This is a genomic window from Brevundimonas sp., assembly GCF_035627055.1.
Lineage (GTDB): Bacteria > Pseudomonadota > Alphaproteobacteria > Caulobacterales > Caulobacteraceae > Brevundimonas.
In genome coordinates this window covers 25,901-48,732 of record NZ_DASPMM010000018.1, presented here as the reverse complement: position 1 = coordinate 48,732, position 22,832 = coordinate 25,901, and the positions used below count along the sequence as shown (strand labels likewise).

The 22,832-nt window shown below is 71.4% G+C and carries 22 protein-coding genes and 1 tRNA gene; 14 read left to right on the top strand and 9 right to left on the bottom strand.

Going from position 1 to position 22,832, the window contains the following annotated elements; translation table 11 throughout:
- Window positions 1–88 precede the first annotated feature (88 nt).
- Entirely contained in the window at window positions 89–1,531 is a 1,443-nt protein-coding gene (locus VEA98_RS08465; protein ID WP_324812948.1) for an aldehyde dehydrogenase family protein, read from the top strand.
- Window positions 1,532–1,585: 54 nt separating this feature from the next.
- Window positions 1,586–1,777, top strand: coding sequence for a hypothetical protein (locus VEA98_RS08460; protein ID WP_324812945.1), 192 nt, complete (start codon window positions 1,586–1,588; stop codon window positions 1,775–1,777).
- Here VEA98_RS08460 and VEA98_RS08455 read toward each other — a convergent pair.
- Together VEA98_RS08455 and VEA98_RS08450 are read right to left on the bottom strand one after the other, a co-directional pair.
- Window positions 1,774–2,724, bottom strand: a complete 951-nt coding sequence (locus tag VEA98_RS08455; protein WP_324812943.1) for a class I SAM-dependent methyltransferase — start codon at window positions 2,722–2,724, stop codon at window positions 1,774–1,776. The two genes, VEA98_RS08460 and VEA98_RS08455, sit on opposite strands and share 4 nt — an antisense overlap.
- Window positions 2,724–3,623, bottom strand: a complete 900-nt coding sequence (locus tag VEA98_RS08450; protein WP_324812940.1) for an iron-containing redox enzyme family protein — start codon at window positions 3,621–3,623, stop codon at window positions 2,724–2,726. The genes VEA98_RS08455 and VEA98_RS08450 overlap by 1 nt, the downstream gene beginning before the upstream one ends.
- 178 nt (window positions 3,624–3,801) lie before the next feature.
- On the opposite strand from VEA98_RS08450, the gene VEA98_RS08445 reads away from it, so the two are divergent.
- Genes VEA98_RS08445 through VEA98_RS08435 form a run of 3 tightly spaced genes read left to right on the top strand, consistent with a single transcriptional unit; the run spans window position 3,802 to window position 7,578 of the window.
- On the top strand, window positions 3,802–3,996 hold the full coding sequence (locus tag VEA98_RS08445) for a hypothetical protein (protein WP_324812937.1): 195 nt from the start codon (window positions 3,802–3,804) through the stop codon (window positions 3,994–3,996).
- Window positions 3,993–6,755 carry a cyanophycin synthetase gene (cphA, locus tag VEA98_RS08440; RefSeq protein WP_324812934.1) on the top strand — a complete coding sequence of 921 codons (2,763 nt, stop codon included), beginning with the start codon at window positions 3,993–3,995 and terminating at the stop codon, window positions 6,753–6,755. The genes VEA98_RS08445 and cphA overlap by 4 nt, the downstream gene beginning before the upstream one ends.
- A complete protein-coding gene (locus VEA98_RS08435) occupies window positions 6,748–7,578 on the top strand; it encodes a cyanophycinase (protein WP_324812931.1) in 831 nt (276 codons plus the stop codon). Before cphA ends, VEA98_RS08435 begins: the two co-directional genes overlap by 8 nt.
- Window positions 7,579–7,620: 42 nt before the next feature.
- On the opposite strand, the gene VEA98_RS08430 is transcribed toward VEA98_RS08435, so the two are convergent.
- Window positions 7,621–7,697: transfer RNA gene (locus VEA98_RS08430), tRNA-Arg, on the bottom strand.
- A 163-nt stretch (window positions 7,698–7,860) separates the two neighbouring features.
- On the opposite strand from VEA98_RS08430, the gene VEA98_RS08425 reads away from it, so the two are divergent.
- Window positions 7,861–9,642 carry a gamma-glutamyltransferase family protein gene (locus VEA98_RS08425; RefSeq protein ID WP_324812928.1) on the top strand — a complete coding sequence of 594 codons (1,782 nt, stop codon included), beginning with the start codon at window positions 7,861–7,863 and terminating at the stop codon, window positions 9,640–9,642.
- A gap of 83 nt (window positions 9,643–9,725) precedes the next feature.
- Here the strand turns inward: VEA98_RS08425 and VEA98_RS08420 are convergent, their stop codons facing one another.
- On the bottom strand, window positions 9,726–10,598 hold the full coding sequence (locus tag VEA98_RS08420) for a lipid A-modifier LpxR family protein (RefSeq protein ID WP_324812926.1): 873 nt from the start codon (window positions 10,596–10,598) through the stop codon (window positions 9,726–9,728).
- A 110-nt stretch (window positions 10,599–10,708) separates the two neighbouring features.
- Window positions 10,709–11,740 carry a 2'-deoxycytidine 5'-triphosphate deaminase gene (locus VEA98_RS08415; protein WP_324812923.1) on the bottom strand — a complete coding sequence of 344 codons (1,032 nt, stop codon included), beginning with the start codon at window positions 11,738–11,740 and terminating at the stop codon, window positions 10,709–10,711.
- Between the two features lie 93 nt (window positions 11,741–11,833).
- Between VEA98_RS08415 and apaG the strand changes: the two genes are divergently transcribed.
- Window positions 11,834–12,241, top strand: a complete 408-nt coding sequence (gene apaG / locus VEA98_RS08410; RefSeq protein WP_324774060.1) for a Co2+/Mg2+ efflux protein ApaG — start codon at window positions 11,834–11,836, stop codon at window positions 12,239–12,241.
- A gap of 389 nt (window positions 12,242–12,630) precedes the next feature.
- Here apaG and VEA98_RS08405 read toward each other — a convergent pair whose 3' ends face one another.
- Window positions 12,631–13,149, bottom strand: a complete 519-nt coding sequence (locus VEA98_RS08405) for a GcrA family cell cycle regulator (RefSeq protein ID WP_168045880.1) — start codon at window positions 13,147–13,149, stop codon at window positions 12,631–12,633.
- A gap of 298 nt (window positions 13,150–13,447) precedes the next feature.
- Between VEA98_RS08405 and VEA98_RS08400 the strand changes: the two genes are divergently transcribed.
- Window positions 13,448–14,269, top strand: coding sequence for an ABC transporter permease (locus tag VEA98_RS08400; RefSeq protein WP_324812918.1), 822 nt, complete (start codon window positions 13,448–13,450; stop codon window positions 14,267–14,269).
- A 5-nt stretch (window positions 14,270–14,274) separates the two neighbouring features.
- Here VEA98_RS08400 and VEA98_RS08395 read toward each other — a convergent pair whose 3' ends face one another.
- Entirely contained in the window at window positions 14,275–14,484 is a 210-nt protein-coding gene (locus VEA98_RS08395) for a hypothetical protein (protein ID WP_324812915.1), read from the bottom strand.
- Window positions 14,485–14,643: 159 nt separating this feature from the next.
- On the opposite strand from VEA98_RS08395, the gene VEA98_RS08390 reads away from it, so the two are divergent.
- Both VEA98_RS08390 and argF read left to right on the top strand, forming a co-directional pair.
- Entirely contained in the window at window positions 14,644–15,840 is a 1,197-nt protein-coding gene (locus tag VEA98_RS08390) for an aspartate aminotransferase family protein (protein ID WP_324812913.1), read from the top strand.
- A gap of 17 nt (window positions 15,841–15,857) precedes the next feature.
- Complete coding sequence (gene argF / locus VEA98_RS08385) at window positions 15,858–16,772, top strand: ornithine carbamoyltransferase (protein ID WP_324812909.1); 915 nt, start codon at window positions 15,858–15,860, stop codon at window positions 16,770–16,772.
- Window positions 16,773–16,852: 80 nt separating this feature from the next.
- Here argF and VEA98_RS08380 read toward each other — a convergent pair whose 3' ends face one another.
- Both VEA98_RS08380 and VEA98_RS08375 read right to left on the bottom strand, forming a co-directional pair.
- Entirely contained in the window at window positions 16,853–17,362 is a 510-nt protein-coding gene (locus tag VEA98_RS08380) for a pyridoxamine 5'-phosphate oxidase family protein (protein ID WP_324812906.1), read from the bottom strand.
- A 61-nt stretch (window positions 17,363–17,423) separates the two neighbouring features.
- Window positions 17,424–17,633, bottom strand: a complete 210-nt coding sequence (locus tag VEA98_RS08375; protein ID WP_324812903.1) for a hypothetical protein — start codon at window positions 17,631–17,633, stop codon at window positions 17,424–17,426.
- A 217-nt stretch (window positions 17,634–17,850) separates the two neighbouring features.
- Between VEA98_RS08375 and VEA98_RS08370 the strand changes: the two genes are divergently transcribed.
- From VEA98_RS08370 to VEA98_RS08355, 4 genes are all read left to right on the top strand, one after another.
- Window positions 17,851–20,709, top strand: a complete 2,859-nt coding sequence (locus tag VEA98_RS08370; protein WP_324812900.1) for a hypothetical protein — start codon at window positions 17,851–17,853, stop codon at window positions 20,707–20,709.
- A gap of 116 nt (window positions 20,710–20,825) precedes the next feature.
- Window positions 20,826–21,749, top strand: coding sequence for a sulfite exporter TauE/SafE family protein (locus VEA98_RS08365; RefSeq protein WP_324812898.1), 924 nt, complete (start codon window positions 20,826–20,828; stop codon window positions 21,747–21,749).
- Entirely contained in the window at window positions 21,746–22,555 is an 810-nt protein-coding gene (locus VEA98_RS08360; RefSeq protein WP_324812894.1) for a TIGR02186 family protein, read from the top strand. Before VEA98_RS08365 ends, VEA98_RS08360 begins: the two co-directional genes overlap by 4 nt.
- Before the next feature lie 69 nt (window positions 22,556–22,624).
- Window positions 22,625–22,828, top strand: coding sequence for a hypothetical protein (locus VEA98_RS08355; RefSeq protein WP_324812893.1), 204 nt, complete (start codon window positions 22,625–22,627; stop codon window positions 22,826–22,828).
- Window positions 22,829–22,832 lie beyond the last annotated feature (4 nt).

Genomic DNA, 22,832 nt, shown 5'->3' with positions numbered 1-22,832 from the left:
GCGGCCTGGCCGCTGGTTCCGCCGGCTGCGCCGTGCATTCCGGCGCGGGCCCGGCTATCTGGTGCGAACCATCGCTTCAGGACCGGCCATGACCGACACGCTCGAACTGTCCCACTGGATCAACGGCGACAAGGTCGCCGCCGCGCGTCCGTCGGAGAGCCTCAACCCGTCCGACACCCGCGATCTGGTGGCCCGCATCCCCGACGGCGGCGAGGCCGAGGTCGATGCGGCGGTGACGGCGGCGAAGACGGCTTATCCGGCCTGGTCCGAGGCCTCGCCCGAGGTGCGCTCGGACATCCTCGACCGCGCGGGGACGCTGGTCATGGAGCGGCGAGACCATCTGGGCCGTCTGCTGTCGCGCGAGGAGGGCAAGACCCTGGCCGAGGGCGTCGGCGAGACGGTGCGGGCCGGACGCATCCTCAAATATTTCGCCGGCGAGGCGCTGCGCGTCCATGGCCAGAACCTCGCCTCGGTGCGGCCGGGGGTGGAGATCCAGACCTATCGCCAGGCGGTCGGCGTCTTCGGCCTGATCACCCCATGGAACTTCCCCATCGCCATCCCGGCGTGGAAGGCGGCGCCCGCGCTGGCCTTCGGCAATACGGTGGTGATGAAGCCCGCGGGGCCGACCCCGGCGACGGCGGAGGCGCTGGTGGCCATACTGCACGAGGCGGGCCTGCCCAAGGGCGTGCTGAACCTGGTGATCGGCCGCGGCCGCGTCGGCCAGGCGATCGTCGACCATCGCGACGTCGACGGCGTCTCCTTCACCGGCTCGCAGGGCGTCGGCGCGGGCGTGGCGGCGGGCGCCGTCAAGCGGCAGGCCCGGGTGCAGCTCGAGATGGGCGGCAAGAATCCGCTGATCGTGCTGGATGACGCCGATCTGGAGCGGGCTGTGATGATCGCGCTGGACGGCTCCTACTACGCCACCGGCCAGCGCTGCACCGCCTCCAGCCGGCTGATCGTGCAGGACGGCATCCACGACCGCTTCGTGCAGGCGCTGGGCGAGAGGGTCGCGGCCCTGCGCGTCGGCGCGGCGCTCGACCCCAATACCCAGATCGGCCCGGCGGTCAGCGAGGACCAGCGCGAGACCTCCTACCGCTACATCGACATCGCGAAGGGCGAGGGCGGCCGCGTCGTCGCCGGCGGCGAGCGGCTGTCGCTGGAGACGCCCGGCTGGTACGTCCAGCCGACCCTGATCGCCGACACCGATCCGGCCGGCCGGATCAATAACGAGGAGGTCTTCGGCCCCGTGGCCTCGACCATCCGCGTCAAGGACTACGAGGAGGCGCTGGCGATCGCCAACGGGGTCGAGTTCGGCCTGTCAGCGGGCCTGGTGACCAGCTCACTGAAGCACGCCCGCGACTTCCAGCGCCGCGCCAGGGCGGGAATGACCATGGTCAACCTGCCCACCGCCGGGGTCGACTATCACGTGCCGTTCGGAGGCACGAAGTCGTCCAGCTACGGCGCCCGCGAACAGGGCTTTGCGGCCGTGGAGTTCTTCACCCAGACCAAGACCTCCTACTCCGCCGGCTGAACTGCGCCGTGAACCGCTCGGCGCCCGCGGCGTTGAACGGGAAAGGAGACCGCCATGGGCATGACAGAACAGGTGACCCGCGACGTCGAAGGAACGACGCGGCAGGACGACGACCTCGCCGATGTCGAACTGATCATTCGCCGCGCCCGCGCCGGCGACCTGACCGAGAACGAGGCGTTCGAGGACATCGATCGCATCGTGCGCCGCCGCGACCCGATCGAAATCTACCAGAAGTCCTGGGGCTAGGACGCGGTCAGCACCGCTCCGACCGCGGCGATACGCTCGACGTCCTTGTAGGCGTTCTGACCCAAGGTGCCGCCGAACACGTCGGGATCGATCTCCTCGTAGAACAGGGCGAGGCCGCGCTCTTCCGCGACCCGGGCCAGGGCCTCGCGCACGCCGTCGCGTCCCCGGACGATGGCGCTGCCGGTGTAGAGCAGGAACCGCCCGCCGGGGGCGAGCCGCCGCACGCCCTCGCGCACCCACTCAAGCGCCACCGCCGCGCCCAGCTGGTCGCCGCCGTCGCGGTAGACCCGGTCCCCCTCGCCGGCGATGTAGGGCGGATTGGCCGCGACGACGTCGAACCGCTCCGGCCGGGCGGGAAGACCGCTGCATTGGGCGAGTTCGACTCCCGCGCCGGCGTGGGCGACGTTGATGCGGGCGAAGGCCAGGGCCTTGTCGTTGATGTCGCTGCCGAGGACCCGCGCGGCCGGGTTGATGTCGGCCAGCGCCACGGCGCCCACGCCCGCGCCGGTTCCGATGTCCAGCGCCGTTCCCCAGCCGACTGTCCCGGTCAGCTGCTGGCGCAGGAACCGCACGTAGCGATAGCTGTCCGGGCCGAGGAAGACGGCGTCCCGGTCGTCCGTCGGGGCCGAGTGTACGAACAGCCGCGCCCCGACCGTGCTGACCCGGATGGTGAGCGTCAGGCCCTCCGGCCCCCGCCGCACCACGCCCGCCAGCCACACCAGGTCGAGAAGCGCGGAATCGAGAAGCTCGGGCGAGAACGGGCGCGACCAGCCGAAGATGTCGCGCAGGGCGTTGTCCGGCGTCGCCGGCCTACGCTTCCTGACCCGCGTGTGCGTGCCCGGCGTCGGCATGACGAAGGCGTAGCCCGCGGCCTCGAGGTGCGACAGCAGCGCCATGAGGGCGCCCGCGGCGTCCGCCCCGGCGTGGTGAGAGGTGATCGCGTCCATCAGGCGGACTGCAGGACCTGCTCCGGCTCCCACAGGTGCTCGCGGTAGGCGGCGAAGCAGCGCTCGCCGGCCCGAAGCCGCATCACCGCGCCCTCGGCCAGACTGCGGATCACCTCCGGCCGTTGGGCGGCGAGGGGGCGCAGCACCTCCTCGTTCCACGTGCGGGAGTGTTCGACGTCGAGCGTGGCGTGCAGGGCGAAATATTTCCGCTCGGCGCCGACGCCCAGCCGCTTCAGCCCCGCCGCCACATGGGCCGCGCGCCAGGGCGCCGTCAGCTCCACGGCCCCCAGCGCGCCCAGGGCGTGATAGGCGTACCGCCGTGTGGTGGAGAAGGCGACCAGGGTGTTGCCCAGCGCCAGCGACGGCCACACCGTGCCTTCGATCGTCGGGTGAAGGTCCAGGGCCAGGGCCAGTTTTTCCAGCATCGGCCCGTGCATGCCGCCCTCGTTGCCGCGGCCCATCTCGTCCCAGTAGTTGCGCGCCAGTTCGAGCTTGGGCCGGGTCGGCATCTTGACCTGGGCATAGGCGACGAGGTCCTCGAAGCCCGCCTCGCCGGCGACCTCCTGCAGCAGGAACCAGCGCATTTCGTCCAGCGTCGCCTGTTCGGCCAGCCAAGGGAACAGCGGGTCGTTCTCGCCAGGCCCCGAACCCTTCAGGGCCTCGAACCAGGCGATGAAACCCTCCACGTCCTCAGGCAGGTCGCGCAGGTAAGGCGCGGCGTCGGCGCGCATCCGCTCCACGAAGCCGCCCTCCAGCAGGATCATCTCGGCGTCCTCGCGCGCGTCGGCGATCCAGCCGGCATGGGGCACGCCCGGAGCCAGACGCCGGTTGTTCCAGCGCGACAGTTTCCGGTGGAAGGCGGCCGGATCGGCGACCTCGTGGACGGGCAGACTGGTCAAGGACTCGACACTCACGACAAGACTCCCTCGGGAAGGGACACGGGTCAGGAATACGCGCCGGTATCGCAGCGGTTCCATCCGCAACGGGTTGTTTGTGCGGCACAATCTGTCGGGTTTTGGACTTTGGAACCCGTTGTTCGGCTTGGCATTTCCCGAGTCCCTGATCCGAGGAAGGACGATGCAGCACAGCGGTTATCACTGGACCATACGGCCCTCGGGCGAGGACTGGGTGTGGGAGATACGCGACCACGACGACGGCGGTCTCGTGCTCGAAGGCCTTGCGCCCTCGCGCGCCGTCGCGGCCGCCCTGGTCATCCGCGCCCTGGCGCGCGGCGTCAGCGAGCCGGTCCGGCTCCAGGACCTCGCCGCATGAGTGTGGCGACCGCACCCCGGCCGATGCGCATCCTCGAACACGGCGTCTACCGCGGCCCGCACCTGTACAGCGCCCGACCCATGGTCCGGATCCAGGCCGATCTGGGCGATCTCGAGGCCTGGCCGACGGACCGGCTGCCCGGCTTTCGCGAAGCGCTGGTCGGGGCCATCCCGACCCTGCGCAGCCATGGCTGCTGCTACGGCGAGGCGGGCGGTTTCCTCAAGCGCCTCGACGAAGGCACCTGGCTGGGCCATGTGGTCGAACATGTGGCCCTCGAGCTCCAGTCGCTGGCGGGGGCGGCGACGACGCGTGGCAAGACCCGCTCGGTCAAGGGCAGGCCCGGCGTCTACAACGTCATGTTCGCCTATGAGGACGAGGACACCGGCCTGCTCGCGGGCCGGCTCGCCTTCCAGATCGTCGACGCCCTTCTGCCGCCGGAGCATCGCGGGGTGGAAGGGCTGGAGACCCTGACGCGCGGCGGCCCCGACCTGTCGCAGGTCACCACGGTCGAGGCGGCGCTGCCCTTGCTGAAAGACTCGCGCCGGCGCGCTCAGTTCGGGCCGAGCACCCAGGCCCTGGTCGACGCCGCGCGCCGTCGCGGCATCCCGGTGACGCGGCTCAACGGTCACAGCCTGGTTCAGCTCGGCTGGGGCGCCAACCAGCGACGGCTGCGCGCCAGCGTCACCGGCCGCACCGGCCTGATCGCCTCCGAGCTGGCCGGCGACAAGGCCGAGGCCAAGGCGCTGCTGGCGGCGATCGGCTGCCCCGTCGCCCGCGGGACTGTGGTCAGGACGGCGGAACAGGCCGTGGCCGGCGCCAAGGGTCTCAAGCGCCCGCTGGTGGTCAAGCCGCTGGACGGCAACCACGGGCGCGGCGTCACCACCGGCCTGCGCAGCGACGCCGAGATTACGGCCGCGTTCGAGCTCGCCGTCCGGCACAGCCGCCATGTCATCGTCGAGGAGGAGCTGCCCGGCCGCGATCATCGGATTCTGGTCGTCGACGGCCAGGTCGTCGCCGTCGCCGAGCGGGTGCCGGCCCAGGTGATCGGCGACGGCGTCCGCACGATCACCGAGCTTGTCGCCGAAGCCAACGCCGATCCGCGGCGCGGCGACGGGCACGAGAACCTGCTCACCCGCATCCGGCTGGACGACCAGGCGGCGCGTGACATCCTTGAACGACAGGGACTGACCGTCGACAGCGTGCCAGCGGCCGGCCAGGTCGTGGCCCTGCGCACGACCGCCAACCTGTCGTCGGGCGGCGTCGCCATCGACCGCACGGACGTCATCCATCCGGACAACGCCGCCATCGCCCGCCGCGCCGCCCTCGCCGTCGGACTGGACGTCGCCGGCATCGACCTGCTGGCCCCGGACATCAGCCGATCGGTGCGCGAGACCGGCGGCGGCATCGTGGAAGTCAACGCCGCGCCCGGCCTGCGCATGCATCTGGCCCCCTCGGAGGGCCGGCCGCGCGACGTCGCCGAACCGATCGTGCGGATGATGTTCCCGCGCGGCTCCCGCGCCCGCATCCCGATCCTCGCCGTCACGGGCACCAACGGCAAGTCGACCGTCGGCCGGATGGTGGCTCATGTGTTCCGCTACACCGGCCGCACCGTCGGCCTGACCAACACCAGCGGCGTCTATATCAACGACGAACGCATCCTCGCCGCCGACGCCAGCGGTCCGAAGAGCGCCCGCATGCTGCTGCGCGACCCGACGGTCGAGGTGGCGGTGCTGGAGTGCGCCCGCGGCGGCATCCTGCGTGAAGGTCTGGCCTTCGACTCCTGCGACGTCGGCGCGGTGCTCAACGTCCAGCCCGACCACCTCGGCCTCAAGGGCATCGACACCCTCGAGGATCTCGCCGCCGTCAAATCCGTCGTGGCCGAGAGCGTGTCGCGTCGTGGCGTCAGCGTCCTCAACGCCGACGACCCCCTGACCCTGCGCATGGCCCGCCACGCCGGCGGACGGGTGTGCTGGTTCTCGATGCGCGGCGGCCACGAGACGCCCGGCTTCCTGCTCAAGCACATCGGCGAGGGCGGCCTGGCCGTGCTGCACGATCCCGCCGGCGGCGAGATCACCCTGCACGACGGCGGCGTGGCCAGGCCGGTCTGCAACGCCCGGGCCATCCCGGCGACGCTGGACGGGGCCGCCCTGTTCAACGTCCAGAACGCCCTCGCCGCCGCCGGCATGGCCTATGGGGCCGGGGTCGAGCCGGCGACGATCGGCGCGGCCCTGTCCGGCTTCGCCTCGACCTTCGAGCAGAACCCCGGCCGCCTCAACGTCCACGACGGCCACGGCTTCCGGGTGATCCTCGACTACGCCCATAATCCGGAGGGGGTTCGCGCCCTCGGCCGTCTGGTCTCCGCCATCCGGCCCATCTCGGGACGGACCATCGGCATGCTCAGCGTCCCGGGCGACCGGCGCGAGGAGGAGATCCTCGCCGTCGGCGAGATCGGCGCCGAATATTTCGACCAGCTGGTCTTCCGCGAGACTCCCGACAACCGCGGGCGCCCCGCCGGCGACGTCATTCGCCTGATGACCGAAGGGGCCACGGCCGCCGGCGCCGACCCGGCGCGGATTCACGGCTATCATCGCGAGGAGGACGCCGTCGAAGCCTGCCTGCGGATGGCGCGACCGGGCGATCTCGTCGTCCTTCTCCCCACCCGCGTCGAGGCCGTGTGGCGCCAGATGCTGGACTTCCGCCCCGCTCCGGCGGCCGACGGCGCCCCCGCCGGCGCGATTCTGGAGCCGCCGCATGGCTGAGCCCGGTCCCCTGATCGTCATCGGCGGCCACGAGGACAAGGAGCACGACCGCGTCATCCTCAAGGAGGTCGCCCGCCGGCTGAAGGGCGGAAAGCTCGTCATCGCCACCGTCGCCTCCCACGAGCCCGACGGCTATTTCGAAAGCTACCAGAAGGCCTTCTCCGGCATCGGCGTCGATAACCTGGTCGAGCTCTATGTCGAGGAACGGTCCCAGAGCCTGGAGGGCCCGGCTCTCGAGGCGCTCGACGGCGCCGGCGGGGTGTTCTTCAGCGGCGGCGACCAGCTGCGCATCTCCAGCCAGATCGGCGACACGCCCATAGAGCGCCGCATCCGCGAGTTGCACGAAGCCGGGGCGGTCATCGCCGGCACCTCCGCCGGCGCCTCGGTGATGAGCGAGACCATGCTGGTCAAGGGCGCGAGTTCCGAGTCGTACCGGATCGGCGACCTTCACATGGCCCCGGGCCTCGGCCTGATCCGCGACCTGATCATCGACCAGCATTTCGCCGAGCGCGGCCGCTACGGCCGGCTGCTCGGCGCGGTGGCGCACAATCCGCGCCTGCTCGGCGTCGGCATCGACGAGGACACCGCGATCGTCGTCGAGGGCCGGCGGTTCCGCGTCATCGGCAGCGGCGCGGCCTATGTCGTGGACGGCGAGGAGGCGACCCACTCCAACATCGCCGAGGCCCGGGCCGAACGCGCCCTGTCGATGTTCAACGTGCGCATGCACGTCCTGTCCAGCGGCGACCGCTTCGACCTCGACGCCCGCTCGCCGACCGCCGGCAAGCACGAGGAAGGCGCCGCCGCCCGCAGGGACCGCGACTAGCGCCGGGGGGCATGCGGCTGTCGGCGATGTCAGGAAAGAAAATGGCGCGCCCGGAACGATTCGAACGTCCGACCCTCAGATTCGTAGTCTGATGCTCTATCCAGCTGAGCTACGGGCGCGCTTGGCCGCGAACGGCGAGGGCGGGTCTTTAGCGGACGAGGGGCAGGGGGGCAAGACCCGGTTGGCGGCTTTCCTGGGGTGATTTCGCGACCCGGGGGTTTCGCCGCGGCCAAGGGCGCGCCAAGTTGCAGACCTCCCCGCTCCCGCCGCTCCGGACCCCTCATGCGCCCACGCTTCCCGCTCCTCGCGCCGACCCTCCGGTGGGGGGCGCTGCGGCCGTTGATCGCCCTCGCCGTCGGCGCGAGCCTGGTCCTGGCCGGATGCGCGGGCGGAGCCGGAAGCGCCCCGCCTGAACCGGCGCCCTCGCCCGTCGCCGCCCCGCCGGCGCGCGGCCCGTTCGTGGCGGCGGCCAATCCGCTGGCGGTCGAGGCCGGCCTGAAGGTGCTGCGCGCGGGCGGCTCGGCCGCCGACGCCGCCGTCGCCGTGCAGGCGGTGCTGGGGCTGGTCGAGCCGCAGTCGTCCGGCCTCGGCGGCGGGGCCTTCATGATGCTCTACGACGCCTCGACCGGCGAGGTCACCAGCTACGACGGGCGCGAGACCGCGCCGGCCGCGGCGACCCCCGAGCTGTTCTACGAGAACGGCCGGCCGCTGCCCTTCAACGAGGCCGTGCTGAGCGGCCGCTCGACCGGCGCGCCCGGGGCGGTGGCCCTGCTGGCCATGGTCCAGGCGGAACACGGGCGGCTGGCCTGGCGCGACCTGTTCGGCGACGCCGAGCGGCTGGCCCGCGACGGCTTCCTGGTCAGTCCGCGGCTGGCCGGCTATATCGCCGGCCGCTCCGGTCAGGCCCGCACCCGCTGGGCCGAAGCCTATTTCACGAAGGCCGACGGGACCCGCTACGCCGCTGGCGACCGGCTGCGCAATCCGGCCTACGCCGACAGCCTCGCCGAAATCGCGGCGGGCGGCGCCGACGCCTTCTACCGGGGCCGGATCGCCCGCGAGATCGCCGCGACCGTCGCCGAGGGGCCGCGGCCCGGCGCCCTGAGCGAGGCGGACATCGCCGGCTACGAGGCGATCGAACGCGGCGCCCTGTGCCGCCCCTATCGCCTCTATGTCGTCTGCGTGCCGCCGCCGCCCTCCAGCGGCGTGGCGGTGCTGCAGCTGCTGGCCATGGCCGAGCTGACCCCCGACATCCTCCAGGGGCCGGCCAGCGCCGGCGCCTGGACGGCCTTCGCCCAGCTGCAGCGGCTGATGTACGCCGACCGGGACCGCTACGTCGGCGACCCGGCCTTCGTCGGCGTGCCGGTGCAGGGCCTGCTCGATCCCGAATACGTGGCGGCCCGCGCGGCCCAGGCCCCGACCCTGATCGGGGCGGCCGAGCCCGGCTTTCCGCCCGGCGGGGTCTTCGCCGGCCCCGACGCGACGCTGGAGCCGGCCGGCACCTCCCACTTCGTCGTCGTCGACGCCGAAGGAAACGCCGTCAGCATGACCACCACGGTCGAGAGCGTGTTCGGCTCGGGCCGGATGGCCGCGGGCTTCTTCCTCAACAACCAGCTGACCGACTTCTCGTTCGAGCCCCTGCGCGCGGACGGCCGGCCGGCCGCCAACGCCGTCGCTCCCGGCAAGCGGCCGCGCTCGTCGATGTCGCCGATCATCATCCTCGACCGTCAGGGCCGGCTGGTCGGCGCGCTCGGCTCGCCCGGCGGGCCCTCGATCCTGGCCTACAACGCCAAGGCCCTGATCGCCGTGCTCGACTGGGATCTGCCGATGGCCGACGCCTTCGCCCTGCCCAATCTCGTCGCCAAGGGCGACGGCTTCGGTGCGGACACGGAGCGCTTCTCCGAGGCGCTGCGGACCGCCCTCGCCGCCCGCGGCGTCCCGCTGCGGCCCAATGCGAGCGAGAACTCGGGCCTGCACGGCGCGATCTGGCGGCGGGGCGCGGACGGAGTCTGGGCCTGGGACGGCGCCGCGGACGACCGCCGCGAGGGCGTGGCGCGGACGCAGTGATCAGGCAGCACGCAGCGGGCAGCAGAAGCGGCTTCGGCGCAGGCCCCCCTGCTGCCTGCTGCCTGCTGCCTGCCGCCTGAGTCCTACTCCGGCTTGATCGACAGCTGGAAGGCCAGCAGCCCCTCCGACACGTCCGTGTCGATGCCGTTTCCGGCCCGCAGCCCCTCCGCCTCGATCTCGCGGTAGACCAGGCCGATCGAGCTGTGCACCGCCCCGCGGCGCATGGCCACGCCCAGCGAGGCGTCGCCGAGGAAGGCCCCGGAGTCGTGGCTGACGCCCGACCGGGCGTAGTCGCCGTCGCGGTTGCGGGCCCAGTTGTAGCCCACCGCCCGGCCCGAGCCCGCCGCGTAGACATACCAGCGCGCCCGGTCGCCGAACTCGTCCTCGCCGTCGGGCACCAGGCGGCCGAGATTGCGGCCGATCCTCAGGGTGGCGCCCGCCTCGGTGACGTCGCCCCGGCTGCCGACGCCGACGCCGACATGCGGCGTCAGGGTGACGTCGAGGCCGTTCTCGGTCTGGCCCAGGGTCTCGGTCCAGCCCCGGGTATAGGTCAGGTCGTAGTGTTCGGCGTCCAGTGCGGCCGGATCGTGCGGCCCGGGCGGCAGCGGCGAACCGTCGGCGCGGCGAAGGCGCCCTTCCGTCCGCAGCCGCAGCCGGTCGCTGTAGGCTTCGCCCTCATACCAGATGTCGCGGTTCGAGGCGGCCCAGCTCGAGGAGACGTTCCGCGCCGGGTCGTAGCCCATCCAGCCCTCGCCGCCTGCGAACGACGTCTCGCCGGCGTCGAATCGGGCGTCGCGGTCGAGGCGGGTCAAAAGGTCTGAGACGGTGACGGGCGGCTCGCGCTCGACTCGCCAGGGGTCGGCGACGGCCTGCCGGGGCGCCGGCGATTCCATGGCCAGGCCGGGGCCCGCAAGGGCCGCCGCCACCACTCCCGCACTGAACGCCACAAGACGCATCAACGGTCCCCTCAGTCCGTTAACGTCCCTGAGCCTGCACGATCAAAGCCCGAACGCCAACTGACATTTTCCTGTCCGTCGAACGTCCGCCCCGGTGGCGCGGTTCCGCTTCAGCCCCAGGGGCGGAAATGCTTGGACAGCTTCAGCCCCTGCCGCTGGTAGTGGCTGCCGCCCTCGCCGTAGAGGCGCGAGGGCCGTTCGGTCAGCGGCTCATAGACCAGCCGGGCGACGATCTGGCCGTGCTCCAGCAGGAAGGGCGTGTCGTGGGTGCGCACCTCCAGCACTCCCTTCGAGCCCTTGCCGTGCGCCTCGTGGGTGCCGAAGCCCGGGTCGAAGAAGCCGGCGTAATGGACCCGGAACTCGCCCACGGAGGGATCGATCGGGGTCATTTCGGCGGCCTGCATGACCGGGATCTCGACCGCCTCGCGCGAGGCCAGGATGTAGAATTCGCCCGGATCGAGCAGCAGTTCGCCGCGCCGCACGCTCAGCGGCTCCCAGAAGTCGCGCGGATCATGGCCGTCGATGCGGTCGAGATCGACCACGCCGGCATGCCGCCGCCCGCGGAAGCCGACGATGGTGCCGTCGGCGCCTTCCAGATCGACGCCGACGCTGCGGGTCTCCAGCTTGGGCGGCTCGCCGGCCTTGAGCCGCAGCTGGTTCAGCCGCGTGCCCGGCCGCACCAGGATGGAGAAGGTCTGCGGCGCGATCTCGAGGTACAGCGGCCCGTCGTAGTTCTCGTCGACGTCGTCGAAGCTGGCGCCGCGGTCGGTCAGCAGGCGCACGAACACGTCCACCCGGCCGGTGGAACTCTTGGGGTTGGCCCGCGCGATCAGCCCCTTCGGCAGCGTCAGCCGCTCCTGCAGCCGGGCGATGTAGACGCAGCCCTTCTCCATCACATAGCCGGCCGACAGGTCGATCGAATGCATGGCCACGTCGGCGATGCGATCCTCGACCTTGCGCTGGCCGGGCAGGAAGGAGGCCCGAACCCGCCAGGCCCGGTCCGACAGCCGCAGGTCGAGGCTGGCCGGCTGCACCTGGTCGGCGTCGAACGGCGTCTCCGAAGCGATCGCGCCGCCGGCGATCAGCGCCTCGATGGACTGCGACGGCAGAATGCCGGGAAGGGAGGTCGAAAAGCTCTGCATCGCTTCCGATTACACGATTCCACGTCCCGTCTCCTGCATAGTGTCGGCGGCGAACCCGCTTGACCTGTCGCCTGCTTCCGCGACCATGGCCGGATGCACGACACGCCCGCCTATGAAGCCGAGACAGAAGGCGTCCTCGTCCGCGTCCGCCCCAGCTATCTGGCCGGCCAGTCGGATCCCGACGGCGGGCGCTGGGTCTGGGCCTACCAGGTCGAAATCGTCAACCTGGGGACGGAGCCGGTGCAGCTGATGGCCCGCCGCTGGGTCATCACCGACGGACAGGGCCGGGTCGAGGAAGTGCGCGGCGCCGGCGTCGTCGGCGAGCAGCCGGTGATCAAGCCGGGCGACAGCTATTCCTACGCCTCGGGCTGCCCGCTCGGCACCCCGACCGGCTCCATGGTCGGCGGCTACTACATGACCGACGCCTCGGGCCGCTCGTTCGAGGCGGCCATCCCGGCCTTCAGCCTCGACGTGCCGGGCGAGCGGCGGGTGCTGAACTAGGCGCGGCCCCGTCCTGTTGGGCCGTCCTTGTCTCCGTCATCCTCGGGCGTGACTCGAGGATCAGACCGTCCGGTGCTCGGTGGTGCGGATCACGGTCCTGGTCGCAGCGCCGTCGCGGCGGCACAGCCAAGCTTTGCCTCTGATCCTCGGGTCAAGCCCGAGGATGACGGTGGTGCGAGGAGGCGAGGGGGCTGCGTCAACCCGGAGAACCGCAGCCCCGCCCCTGACTCACCGCCGCGTGCGGGTGCGGCGGGAGGCGGACGGCGGCTCCACTAGGAGCCATTCGTGTCGGTCGTTCGACCGAAAAGCGACGGGCGCGCGAAACAATGTCCACGCGCCCAAAACCGCGCTCAAGCAGCGAGCCGCCGCGCGGCGAGCGAGCGCCCTTCCTAGATGTACCGCCGCAGCGACCGGGCCAGCTCCGACGCGCCGTCCTTGCCGCCCTTGCGGACCTGCGGCTGGTAGGCGACGCGGGCGTGCTCGACGCAGTAGACGCCTTCCGACGAGCGGCGGCCGCAGAAGCTGAACTCGTTCGAGGACGGGTCGCCGATCGGCCATTTGCACATGTGGGCGCCGAGGGTCATGACCGTGGCCGTGCCGGGCAGGTCGGGCATCGGCGCCGGAACCGAGGCCTGGACCGGACGCGGCTGCACCGCCTCGATGCGGCGCGGGGCCGACGGCGCCTGGGTCGGCTGGGCCGCCGGGCGCGGACGCGACGGGCGGAAGGTGGCGCGGGCGGGTTGCGACGGCGCGGCCCGGCCCGACAGGCCGAGGCGGTGCACCTTGCCGATGACGGCGTTGCGGGTGACGCCGCCGCCGAGCTGTTTGGCGATCTGGCTCGCCGACTGTCCTTCAAGCCAGAGCTTCTTCAGCGCGCCGACGCGGTCTTCAGTCCAGCCTGCGGTCATAGCCACCCTCCGGGGTCTCGGATTCAATATATGGGGTCCAGAGGTCCCTCCCGGGCTCTCGACCTACCACTAATCGTAAACGAGGCCCTAACGGACGCAAGATGTGCGAATCAGTCCGTCCACAGAAACCAGATGTGGGGGGGTAATCTGCGGAGGCGCGATTTGGTTCTGGGTGACAGTGCTAGTGAGCGAGAGGTGAGCCGCCACGGCCGCCGCGCCCTCAGCTCACCCCTTGCTCACCAGCACTGTCACTCCTCAGCCCTTGCGCGGTCGCCCCCGCCAGCGCATCTCCCCGCCCATGACCGACCTCGCCTCCACCCGCCCCTCCGGCCTGCCGCAGCCGCGCCGTTACGACGGCGTCAACTGGGTCGGGGTGAAGACCCTCTACCTGCGCGAGGTGCGCCGCTTCTGGAAGGTCGGGGCCCAGACCGTCGCCGCCCCGGTGGTCACCACCCTGCTCTACATGCTGGTTTTCGTGGTCGCCCTGCAGGGCGCTCGGCCGCCGCTGCACGGCACGCCCTTCGCCGAGTTCGTGGCCCCCGGCCTGATCATGATGGCGGTGCTGAACAACGCCTTCGCCAACGCCTCGTCCAGCCTGATCCAGGCCAAGATCATGGGCACCTCCACCGACTTCCTGACCCCGCCGCTCAGCCCGCTGGAGCTGACCATCGGCTTCTCGCTGGGCGCCGCGACGCGCGGCATCGTCGTCGGCCTGGTGACGGCGGTCTGCGTGCTGCCGTTCGCGCGGCTCGGCGTCGCCAACCTCGCGGCCATCGTCTGGTTCAGCCTGACCGCCTCGCTGATGATGGGCATGATCGGCGTCTTCGCCGGCCTCTGGGCCGAGAAATTCGATCAGCTGGCGGCGGTGCAGAACTTCCTCATCATGCCGATGACGTTCCTCAGCGGCACCTTCTACCTGGTCGACAACCTGCCCGAGCCGTTCGCGACCATCAGCCACTTCAACCCGATCTTCTACCTGATCGACGGCTTCCGTTACGGCTTCATCGGCCAGGCCGAGGGCGACCTGCGCATCGGCGTGACGATGAGCGCTGTCCTGACCCTGGTCATGGCCTGGGCCTGCTGGCGCGTGTTCCGCTCGGGCTGGCGGCTGAAGAGCTAGCGGCGTCAGGCGTTGTGACGGCCCCGGTCGTCGGGATCGATCGCGCCGCCGGGTCCGGCGTTGTTCTCGACGTCGCCCTCAACGGTGCTGTCGCCCTCGATCTCGTCGAGCCCCTCGCGGCGGTTCAGCCCCGCCGACTGACCGATGCCGGGATTCCGCTTCAGGTCGTCCGGGCCCTTGACCGGTTGGTGCTGCGGGTCGGGGTGATGGGACATGGCGAACTCCTTTCGTGCCGGGTCAACCGGCGGCCCGGCGGCGGGTTCCGGCCCCGGTGTTGACTAACCCCGCCCCCCGTCCGACAAGGCCTGACCCTTTTTCAAGCGGTCCCGACGCTCTCCGGCGCCGGGGCCGTCTCGCTTTTGGAGGCCTTCGCCGTGTCCACTGACCATCTGATGGGTGTCTACAACCGCGCGCCGCTGGAGGTGGATCGTGGTCAGGGCGCGCGTCTGTGGGGCAAGGACGGGACCGAATACCTCGACTGCGTCATGGGCATCTCGACCAACGCCCTCGGACACGCCAATCCGATCCTCGTCCAGGCGGTTAAGGATCAGGCCGAAAAGCTCTGGCACGTCTCCAACATCTTCAAGATTCCCGGCCAGGAAGCCCTCGCCGACGCGCTGTGCGAGAAGTCGTTCGCCGACGTCGTCTTCTTCACCAACTCCGGCACCGAAGCCGTCGAGTGCGCCCTGAAGACGGCGCGCAAATACCACTCGGCCAACGGCCAGCCGGAGCGGATCGACATCTACGGCTTCGACGGCTCCTTCCACGGCCGCACCTACGGCGCCATCAACGCCGCCGCCAACCCGAACTACACCAACGGCTTCGGCCCGCCGATGGAAGGCTTCCACCAGCTGATCTGGGGCGACCGCGAGGCCCTGACCGCCGCCTTCCAGAACCCCAACACCGCCGCCGTCATCCTCGAGCCGGTGCAGGGCGAGGGCGGCTGCCGCGCCACGCCGGACGAGGACCTGCGCTGGATGCGCCAGATGGCCGACGACAACGGCGTGCTGATCATCTTCGACGAGGTCCAGTGCGGCATGGGCCGGACCGGCAAGCTGTGGGCCCACGAATGGGCCGGCATGACCCCTGACATCATGGCCATCGCCAAGGCGCTGGGCGGCGGCTTCCCCATCGGCGCCTGCCTCGCCACCTCGAAGGCGGCCTCGGGCATGACGGTGGGCGTGCACGGCTCCACCTTCGGCGGCAACCCGCTGGCCATGGCCGTCGGCCAGGCCGCCTTCGCCGAGATCTCGAAGCCGGAGACCCTGGCCAACGTCAACGAGATCGCCGGCTATCTGAAGCAGCAGCTGCACGGCCTCGCCCAGCGCTTCCCGGACGTCATCGTCGAGGTCCGCGGCAAGGGCCTGCTGATGGGCATGAAGCTGATCCCCAACAACCGCGAATTCATGGGCTGGGCCCGCGACGAGGCTCGCCTGCTGGTCGCCGGCGGCGGCGACAATCTGGTCCGCATCCTGCCGCCCCTCAACCTCACCCTCGAAGAGGCCCGCGAGGCCGTCGAACGGTTGGAAAAGACCTGCGAGTTCGCGCGCGGCAAGCTGGCCGCGGCCTGATTTCTCCGGAGGGGCCGATGGTCCGCCAGTTCCTCGACATCCATCGTCTCGAAGCGGCCGAGCTGCGCGCCATCCTCGACGACGCCCACGCCCGCAAACAGGCCCGCAAGGGCTGGCCGCAGGGCCGCCCCGACGCCGACGCCCCGGCGAAGGACCGCGTCCTGGCCATGGTGTTCGAGAAGAACTCGACCCGCACCCGCTTCAGCTTCGACGCCGCCATCCGCCAGCTCGGCGGGGCCTCGATCATCGCCAACGCCGGCGACATGCAGCTGGGCCGCGGCGAGCCGGTCGAGGACACCGCCCGCGTCCTGTCGCGCATGGTCGACGCCGTGATGATCCGCGCCAACGACCACGAGGACGTCGAGCGCTTCGCCCGCGTCTCGACGGTGCCGGTGATCAACGGCCTGACCGACCGGTCGCACCCGTGCCAGATCCTCGCCGACCTGCTGACCATCGAGGAGCATCGCGGCCCGGTCGCCGGCAAGACGATCGCCTGGGTCGGCGACGGCAACAACGTCTGCCACAGCTTCATGCACGCGGCGCCGAAGTTCGGCTTCCACCTCAACGTCGCCTGCCCGGCCGACTACCATCCCGACCTGCACGACCTCGCCCGCGGCGGCGACCACGTCAGCCTGACCGGCGACCCGCGCGAGGCCGTGGCCGGCGCCGACGTCGTGGTCACCGACACCTGGGTGTCGATGGGTGACCAGGACTACGAGGAGCGGCTGGAGGCCTTCGAGGGCTACGGCGTCGACGAGGGCCTGATGGACGTCGCCGCCTCCGACGCCGTCTTCCTGCACTGCCTCCCCGCCCACCGCGGCGAGGAAGTCACCGACGCCGTCATCGACGGCCCCCGCTCCCTCGTCTGGGACGAGGCCGAAAACCGCATCCACGCCCAGAAGGCGGTGCTGGCCTGGTGTTTCGCGGGGTAGGCAGCAGGCAGCAGGGGCTGCCCGTGGCCGCCGAACTCGCTCTTCCTGCTGCCTGTTGCCTGTTGCCTGCTGCCTGGTCCCTACTGCAGATTCACATCCGCCACCCCGCCCGCATCCGGCAGGGTCTTGGTGGCGTTGGCCTTGGCGATCTCGAAGGCGAACTTCATGAGGCCGCCATCGCTGACCCAGATCCGGCCGTCCCCCGCGTCGAAGCGAAGGATGGTCAGCCTGGGGTCGTCCTTGCCGTCCGGATACCAGGCCGCCAGCACCGGGTTCCAGTAGCGGTCGATGATCTCGCGATCGTGCCCGTGCACCGACAGCTCGCCGGCGATGCAGGCCCAGACCTTCTGGTCCTTCGAGCCGTAGTGGAACATGGCGCTCTGCCCGGACCCGACGGCCGCATCCTTCGCCAGATCGGTGTCGTCGCGGGTGAAGAACCAGATCGTCCCGCTCTCCTCGTCCCGGAAGGCCGTCATCGGCTGGGCGTGGTAGCCGGGCTGGTCGAGGCCCAGCATGCCGGTGTTGGACTTTTTCAGGCTGTCCCAGAAAGCCTCTTCGGCTTCGGCGGCGGTCAGAGTCTTGTCGGCCATGGCGGCGTCTCCTGATCATTGCGGGGTCGATCAGGAAAGGCTCGCCGGCCGGCGCGGTTCCCTAGACCGCCGGCCGCTGCGGCAGGCCGAGCAGGGCGGCGAGGTGGACGATCAGCAGGAAGCCCGCGGCCGCGGCCAGGATCATGATGAAGCGCCACGGGACCATGCGGACGCCCCGGTGCGGCTGCGACGGCCGGCTGCCGCGCCAGCCGGCGAAGACCGCCAGGGCGAGAACCGCGGCGAGCAGGGCGAGGGTGACGGTCAGACTCATTCGCGCCAAGTGGCCCGGCAGGCCCTCCCGCGCAAGCGCCCAACTCCTTTCCGAGCCGTTAATCTTCACGAGGTGTTAACGGCTCCGGCCCGACAGTCTGCGCCGGTGTTCGGGCTTTCCACAGGAAGATGGTCGGCCCCTACATCTTGGGGTTAACGCGCGTTTACACCCCTGATCTGGATGAGTAGCCTTGAGTCAAAGGTCGGGAGGCGAATCAGTGAGCGCAGCCGCGCCGTGGAGCGTAAAGGGCATCGAGCCCCGGGCGCGCGAGATCGCCAAGGACCTCGCCCGCCGCTCCGGCATGACGCTGGGCGAGTGGCTGAACACCATGATCATGGAGGACGGCGACGACGAGGAGGGCGTGGTGCCCCTGTCGCGCCGGGCCCATGCCGCCGAAAGCTTCGACCGCCGCTCGCGCAGCCGCCGCGTCGATGACGCCTACGGCGGCGGCGGCGGCGACGAGCCGTGGCAGCGGCTGAGCGCCTCGATCGACGCCATCGCCGGCCGCCTCGAGGCCGCCGAGCGCCGCTCGACCGTCGCCATCCAGGGGGTCGACCAGGCCGTCTCCGGCCTCGTCCGCCGCCTCGACGGCCAGGACGAGGCGGGCCGCTCATACGGCCGCCGCATCGACGACATCTCCGAGGAGCTGCGCGAGGGCCATCGCCGCCTGCGCAAATTCGAGCAGGAGGTCGGCCCGAAGACGGCCGAGACCTTCGGCAAGGTCGAGACCACGCTCGGCGCGCTCGCCGGCCGCCTCTACGACATCGAGGAGCGCCAGCGCGGCAGCGTCAACGAACTGCGCCAGCGCATGGACGCGGTCGAGAAGATCGCCGGTCCCGGCGCCGGGGCCGACCTGCTGGCCCAGGTGGGTCAGAGGCTCGACCAGGCGCAGGGCCGCACCACCGAGGCGCTGCGCGGTCTCGAACGCTCCTTCGCCGATCTCGACCAGCGGCTGCGCGCCGCGGAATCCCGGGTCGAGCCCGAGAGCGTGCGCGAGGCGGCGCGGTTCGAGAAGCTGGCCGAGACCCTCAGCCGCCAGGTCGAGGCCAATCGCGCCGAGATGATGCGCCGGATGGACACGGCCGAGACCGAAGGCCGGATGGACCGCATCGAGCGCGCCGTTCTCGCCATCGGCGACCAGGTCAAGGCCTCGGAGGAACGCTCCGCCCGCGCCGTCGAGGCCATGGGCCGCGAGGTCCTGCGCATCGCCCAGAACCTCAACGGCCGCGTCGCCCAGATCGAGACCGAGGGCCCGGCCCGTCTCGAGAAGCTCGGCGAGACCCTGACCCGCAAGGTCGAGACCGACATGGGCCGCTTCGCCCAGGGGCTGGAGCAGCGCCTCGTCGCCGCCGACGACCGGCATGCCCTCGCGCTCGAGAAGCTGGGCGGCGAGATCACCCGCATCTCCGACCGGCTCAGCGAGCGCATCGCCCAGTCCGAGCGCCGCTCGCAGCAGGCGCTGGAAGACATCGGCCGCCGCCTCGTCGACAGCTCCAGCCGGATCGAGCAGCACTACGACCGCGCCTCGGGCGAACTGGCCGAGCGCATGCGCCTGTCGGAGGAGCGCACCGCCGCCCTGATCGCCGAAGCCCGCCAGAACATCGGCCGTCGCGCCGAACCGGCCCCCGAGGCGAGCGCCGACCTCGCCCAGCCCGACTGGCGCGCCGCGGCCTTCCCTGACGCGGCCTTCCCCGACGCCGCCTTCCCCGACGCTCCGTTCGCCGACGCCGGCTATGACGATCCCGTCTTCGCCGAGCAGCAGGCCTGGTCCGCCGATCTCGCCCCGCCCGAACCCGACGCCGGACGCACAGGCCGCGCCGGCGGCGAAGTGCTGACCGCCGACACCGTCTTCGACGCCGTCATGCGCGGCCCGATCGCCGAACCCGCTCCGTCCGCGCCCTTCGGCAGCCGTGCGCCGGAGCCGCCGGTGACCGAGGCCGCCGGCCTCGCGCCGCAGGCCCAGGCCGCTCCAGCGGCGGCCCAGCCGGTTCAGCCGCAGGCCTTGGCGCCGCAGCCCGCGCCCGCCGCCCCGGCCTCCTTCGGCCAGGGCTTTGGCGGCGCCGACGTGTCGGATGCCCTGGCCGCGACGGCGCCCGAGGCGTTCGACGCCGGTCCGGACGAGTTCGCCGCGGAGACCGATTTCGTCGATCCGCGGGCGTTGCGCGCCGCCGCCGCCCAGGGCCGGGCCTCCTCGACCCGCCAGGCCATCGACGCCGCCCGCGCCGCCATGGCCGCGCCCGAGGAAGCCCCGACCCGTTCGGGCTTCGGCCTCAAGCGCGGCGGCAAGTCGAAGCTGCAGGAACGTCTCGACAAACAGGCCTCCAAGGGCGGCGACACCGTGCGCAAGGCGCTCGGCGCCTCCGCCGTGGCGGTCCTGCTGACGGCCGGGGGAGCCGCCGCCTTCGGCGAACTGACCGGCGCCGGCGTGAAGATTCCGGGCCTCGACATTCCGGGTCTGGGCGGCCCCGCGTCGGGCGCCGCGGCCCAGCCGATCGCGGCCCTGGCGACGACGCCGATGGACGCGGTTCCGGCCGATCCGGAGCGCGCGGCCCAGCTGTACGGCCAGGCAATCGAACTGATCGACGCCAGCGACGCGACGGGCCTCGAGGTGCTCAGGCAGGCGGCCGACCTCGGCAGCGCCCAGGCCCAGCTGCATCTGGCCGGCCTCTACCAGGAAGGCTCGGCGGGACTGACCGCCGATCCGGCCGCCGCCCGCGCCTGGGCGCGCCGGGCCGCAGACGCCGGCGACGCGCGCGGCATGCACGCCTACGGCATGTATCTGTTCGACGGCGTCGGCGGACCGCAGGATCGGGCCGAGGCCCTGACCTGGCTGCGCAAGGCGGCCGAGCGCGGCCTGGTCGACAGCCAGTTCAACGTCGCCAAGCTGTACGAGAGCGGCGACGAGGGCATCGCGCGCGACGCGGCCGAGGCCTACAAATGGTACCTGATCGCGGCGCGCGCCGGCGACGGCGACGCCCAGGCGGCGGTCGAGCGGCTGCGCGGCGGCCTGCCGGCCTCGGAGCGCGGCTCCGCCCGGGCGGCGGCCGACGCTTTCCAGGTCGAGCCGCTCGCCTGAGGCGCGAGGCTAGCCTTTCTGGCGCATGCGGTGGCGGTGGCCGCGGCTTGCGTCTAGGACACTCTCACCGTCGCCTTTCCGGCGCCTAGCCTCAGTTCCAGCCGAAGGCGCGTCCTTTGGATATCTATCTGCCGATCGCCGAGGTTTCGGTGAACTGGCCGCTCCTGGTCCTGCTGGGAGCGACGGTCGGATTCGTGTCCGGACTGTTCGGCATCGGCGGCGGCTTCCTGATGGCCCCGATCCTGATCTTCCTCGGCATTCCGCCCGCGGTCGCGGTGGCCAGCCAGGCCAGCCACGTCGTGGCCTCCTCCACCTCCGGCGTGATCAGCTACACCCGCCAGAAGGCCGTCGACTACCGCATCGGCGGGGTCATGGCGCTCGGCGGCGTGCTCGGGGCGCTGCTCGGCGTCGAACTGTTCCGCTACCTGCGCCTGCTCGGCCAGGCCGACCTCGCCGTCGCCCTGTCCTACCTCGTCTTCCTCGGCGTCATCGGCACCCTGATGCTCTACGAGAGCCTCGGCCAGATCCTGCGCCGGGTCCGGGGCGAGATCACACCGCACAAGGACCGCCGCCGTCCGCTGTGGCTGTACGGCCTGCCGCTGAGGATGAAATTCCCGCGCTCGGGGCTCTACATCAGCGCCATTCCGCCCTTCGCGCTCGGGACGTTCGCGGGGGTGCTGTCGGCGATCATGGGCGTCGGCGGCGGCTTCATCCTCGTCCCCGCCATGCTCTATGTGCTGCGCATGCGGGCCAGCGTGGTGGTCGGCACCAGCCTGTTCCAGATCATCATCACCACCGCCATCACCACCATACTGCAGTCGGGACGCAACCAGACCGTCGACATCGTCCTGTCGACCATCCTGCTGCTCGGCGGCGTCGTCGGCGCCCAGTACGGCGCCCGCTGGTCCGGCCGCTTCCGGGCCGAGGAGCTCCGCGCCGTGCTTGGTCTCATCGTCCTGCTGGTCGGCATCCAGATGGGGCTTGAGCTGTTCGTGCGGCCGTCCGACCTGTTCGCCTTCGCGCCGGGGGTGGCGGAATGATCGCCGCCCTGCCGCCGCCGCCGCCGCCGATCGAGGCCCCGGCGCCGGAACGCTCGACCGCGACCACCGAACAGGTGCGCGTCGCCGCCGCCATGACCGACGCCCGCGTACGGGTCGACTCGAGCTTCCGCGGCGCCTCCATCGTGCTGTACGGCGCCGTGTTCAATCCCACCGACGCCCCCACCGACGTCGTGGTCGTCGTGCGCGGACCCGACAGTCCCGTCCGCCTGGTCAAGAAGACCCGCAACATGGGCGTCTGGCTGAACAGCCGGCCGGTGCTGTTCGAGGGCGCTCCCGGCTTCTACATGACCGCCTCGACCCGTCCGCTGGGGGACATCGCGGACTTCGGCCAGCTGCGGCGGTTGGGCGTCGGCGTCGATCACCTGCGCATCAACGCGCCGCAGGAAAGCCGCACCGTGACCCGCTACGGGGTGCGGGACGTCGTCGTCAGCCGGCTGGGCGAGGACTATCTCGACTGGCGCCGCGCCGTCATCCGGCTGCGCGAGGCGGCCGCCCTCTACGACACCGACTCCGACGGCGTCGAGTTCGTCGACCGCGGCCTGTTCCGGGCCGAGATCGACCTGCCCGCGGTCGCTCCCACGGGCCAGTATTTCGCCGAGGTCTGGCTGTTCCAGGACGGTGAGCCGGTCTCGGTCTCCAACCTCACCCTGACCGTCGAAAAGGTCGGCATCGAGCGCGACATCTTCGAGTTCGCCCACAACCGCCCGTGGAGCTACGGCGTGCTGTGCGTGATCCTGGCGGCCTTCACCGGCCTGCTGGCCAGCCGGATTTTCCGCCGCGAGTGAGTTAACCACCTTTGTCCGGGAACCCGTTGGCCGAAGCTTGGCTTACAGCCAGGCATGGAGGGTTTTCGAATGCGCAAGCTGTTCAGCGTCACACTCGCCGCCGCCGCCATGGCGACGGCTTCCGCGGCCCAGGGTCCCGGCGGGCCGCTCCAGCGGAGCGACCTCTGCTACCTGGAATGCCAGTACCGTTGCTTCTACCAGCACCCCGGCGGCGGACCGGCCTGGACCCAGTGCTACGTCACCTGCGGCCAGACCAACTGCCAGTCCGGCTGAGGCG

Bases quoted from the DNA above. Each gene is read 5' to 3' on its own strand.
- argF (WP_324812909.1), top strand. From the start codon at position 15,858: ATGGTCCGCCAGTTCCTCGACATCCATCGTCTCGAAGCGGCCGAGCTG.
- VEA98_RS08455 (WP_324812943.1), bottom strand. From the start codon at position 2,724: ATGGACGCGATCACCTCTCACCACGCCGGGGCGGACGCCGCGGGCGCC.
- VEA98_RS08380 (WP_324812906.1), bottom strand. From the start codon at position 17,362: ATGGCCGACAAGACTCTGACCGCCGCCGAAGCCGAAGAGGCTTTCTGG.
- VEA98_RS08395 (WP_324812915.1), bottom strand. From the start codon at position 14,484: ATGTCCCATCACCCCGACCCGCAGCACCAACCGGTCAAGGGCCCGGAC.
- VEA98_RS08420 (WP_324812926.1), bottom strand. From the start codon at position 10,598: ATGCGTCTTGTGGCGTTCAGTGCGGGAGTGGTGGCGGCGGCCCTTGCG.
- apaG (WP_324774060.1), top strand. From the start codon at position 11,834: ATGCACGACACGCCCGCCTATGAAGCCGAGACAGAAGGCGTCCTCGTC.
- cphA (WP_324812934.1), top strand. From the start codon at position 3,993: ATGAGTGTGGCGACCGCACCCCGGCCGATGCGCATCCTCGAACACGGC.
- VEA98_RS08415 (WP_324812923.1), bottom strand. From the start codon at position 11,740: ATGCAGAGCTTTTCGACCTCCCTTCCCGGCATTCTGCCGTCGCAGTCC.
- VEA98_RS08435 (WP_324812931.1), top strand. From the start codon at position 6,748: ATGGCTGAGCCCGGTCCCCTGATCGTCATCGGCGGCCACGAGGACAAG.
- VEA98_RS08405 (WP_168045880.1), bottom strand. From the start codon at position 13,149: ATGACCGCAGGCTGGACTGAAGACCGCGTCGGCGCGCTGAAGAAGCTC.
- VEA98_RS08360 (WP_324812894.1), top strand. From the start codon at position 21,746: ATGATCGCCGCCCTGCCGCCGCCGCCGCCGCCGATCGAGGCCCCGGCG.
- VEA98_RS08355 (WP_324812893.1), top strand. From the start codon at position 22,625: ATGCGCAAGCTGTTCAGCGTCACACTCGCCGCCGCCGCCATGGCGACG.
- VEA98_RS08425 (WP_324812928.1), top strand. From the start codon at position 7,861: ATGCGCCCACGCTTCCCGCTCCTCGCGCCGACCCTCCGGTGGGGGGCG.
- VEA98_RS08465 (WP_324812948.1), top strand. From the start codon at position 89: ATGACCGACACGCTCGAACTGTCCCACTGGATCAACGGCGACAAGGTC.
- VEA98_RS08375 (WP_324812903.1), bottom strand. From the start codon at position 17,633: ATGAGTCTGACCGTCACCCTCGCCCTGCTCGCCGCGGTTCTCGCCCTG.
- VEA98_RS08460 (WP_324812945.1), top strand. From the start codon at position 1,586: ATGGGCATGACAGAACAGGTGACCCGCGACGTCGAAGGAACGACGCGG.
- VEA98_RS08445 (WP_324812937.1), top strand. From the start codon at position 3,802: ATGCAGCACAGCGGTTATCACTGGACCATACGGCCCTCGGGCGAGGAC.
- VEA98_RS08400 (WP_324812918.1), top strand. From the start codon at position 13,448: ATGACCGACCTCGCCTCCACCCGCCCCTCCGGCCTGCCGCAGCCGCGC.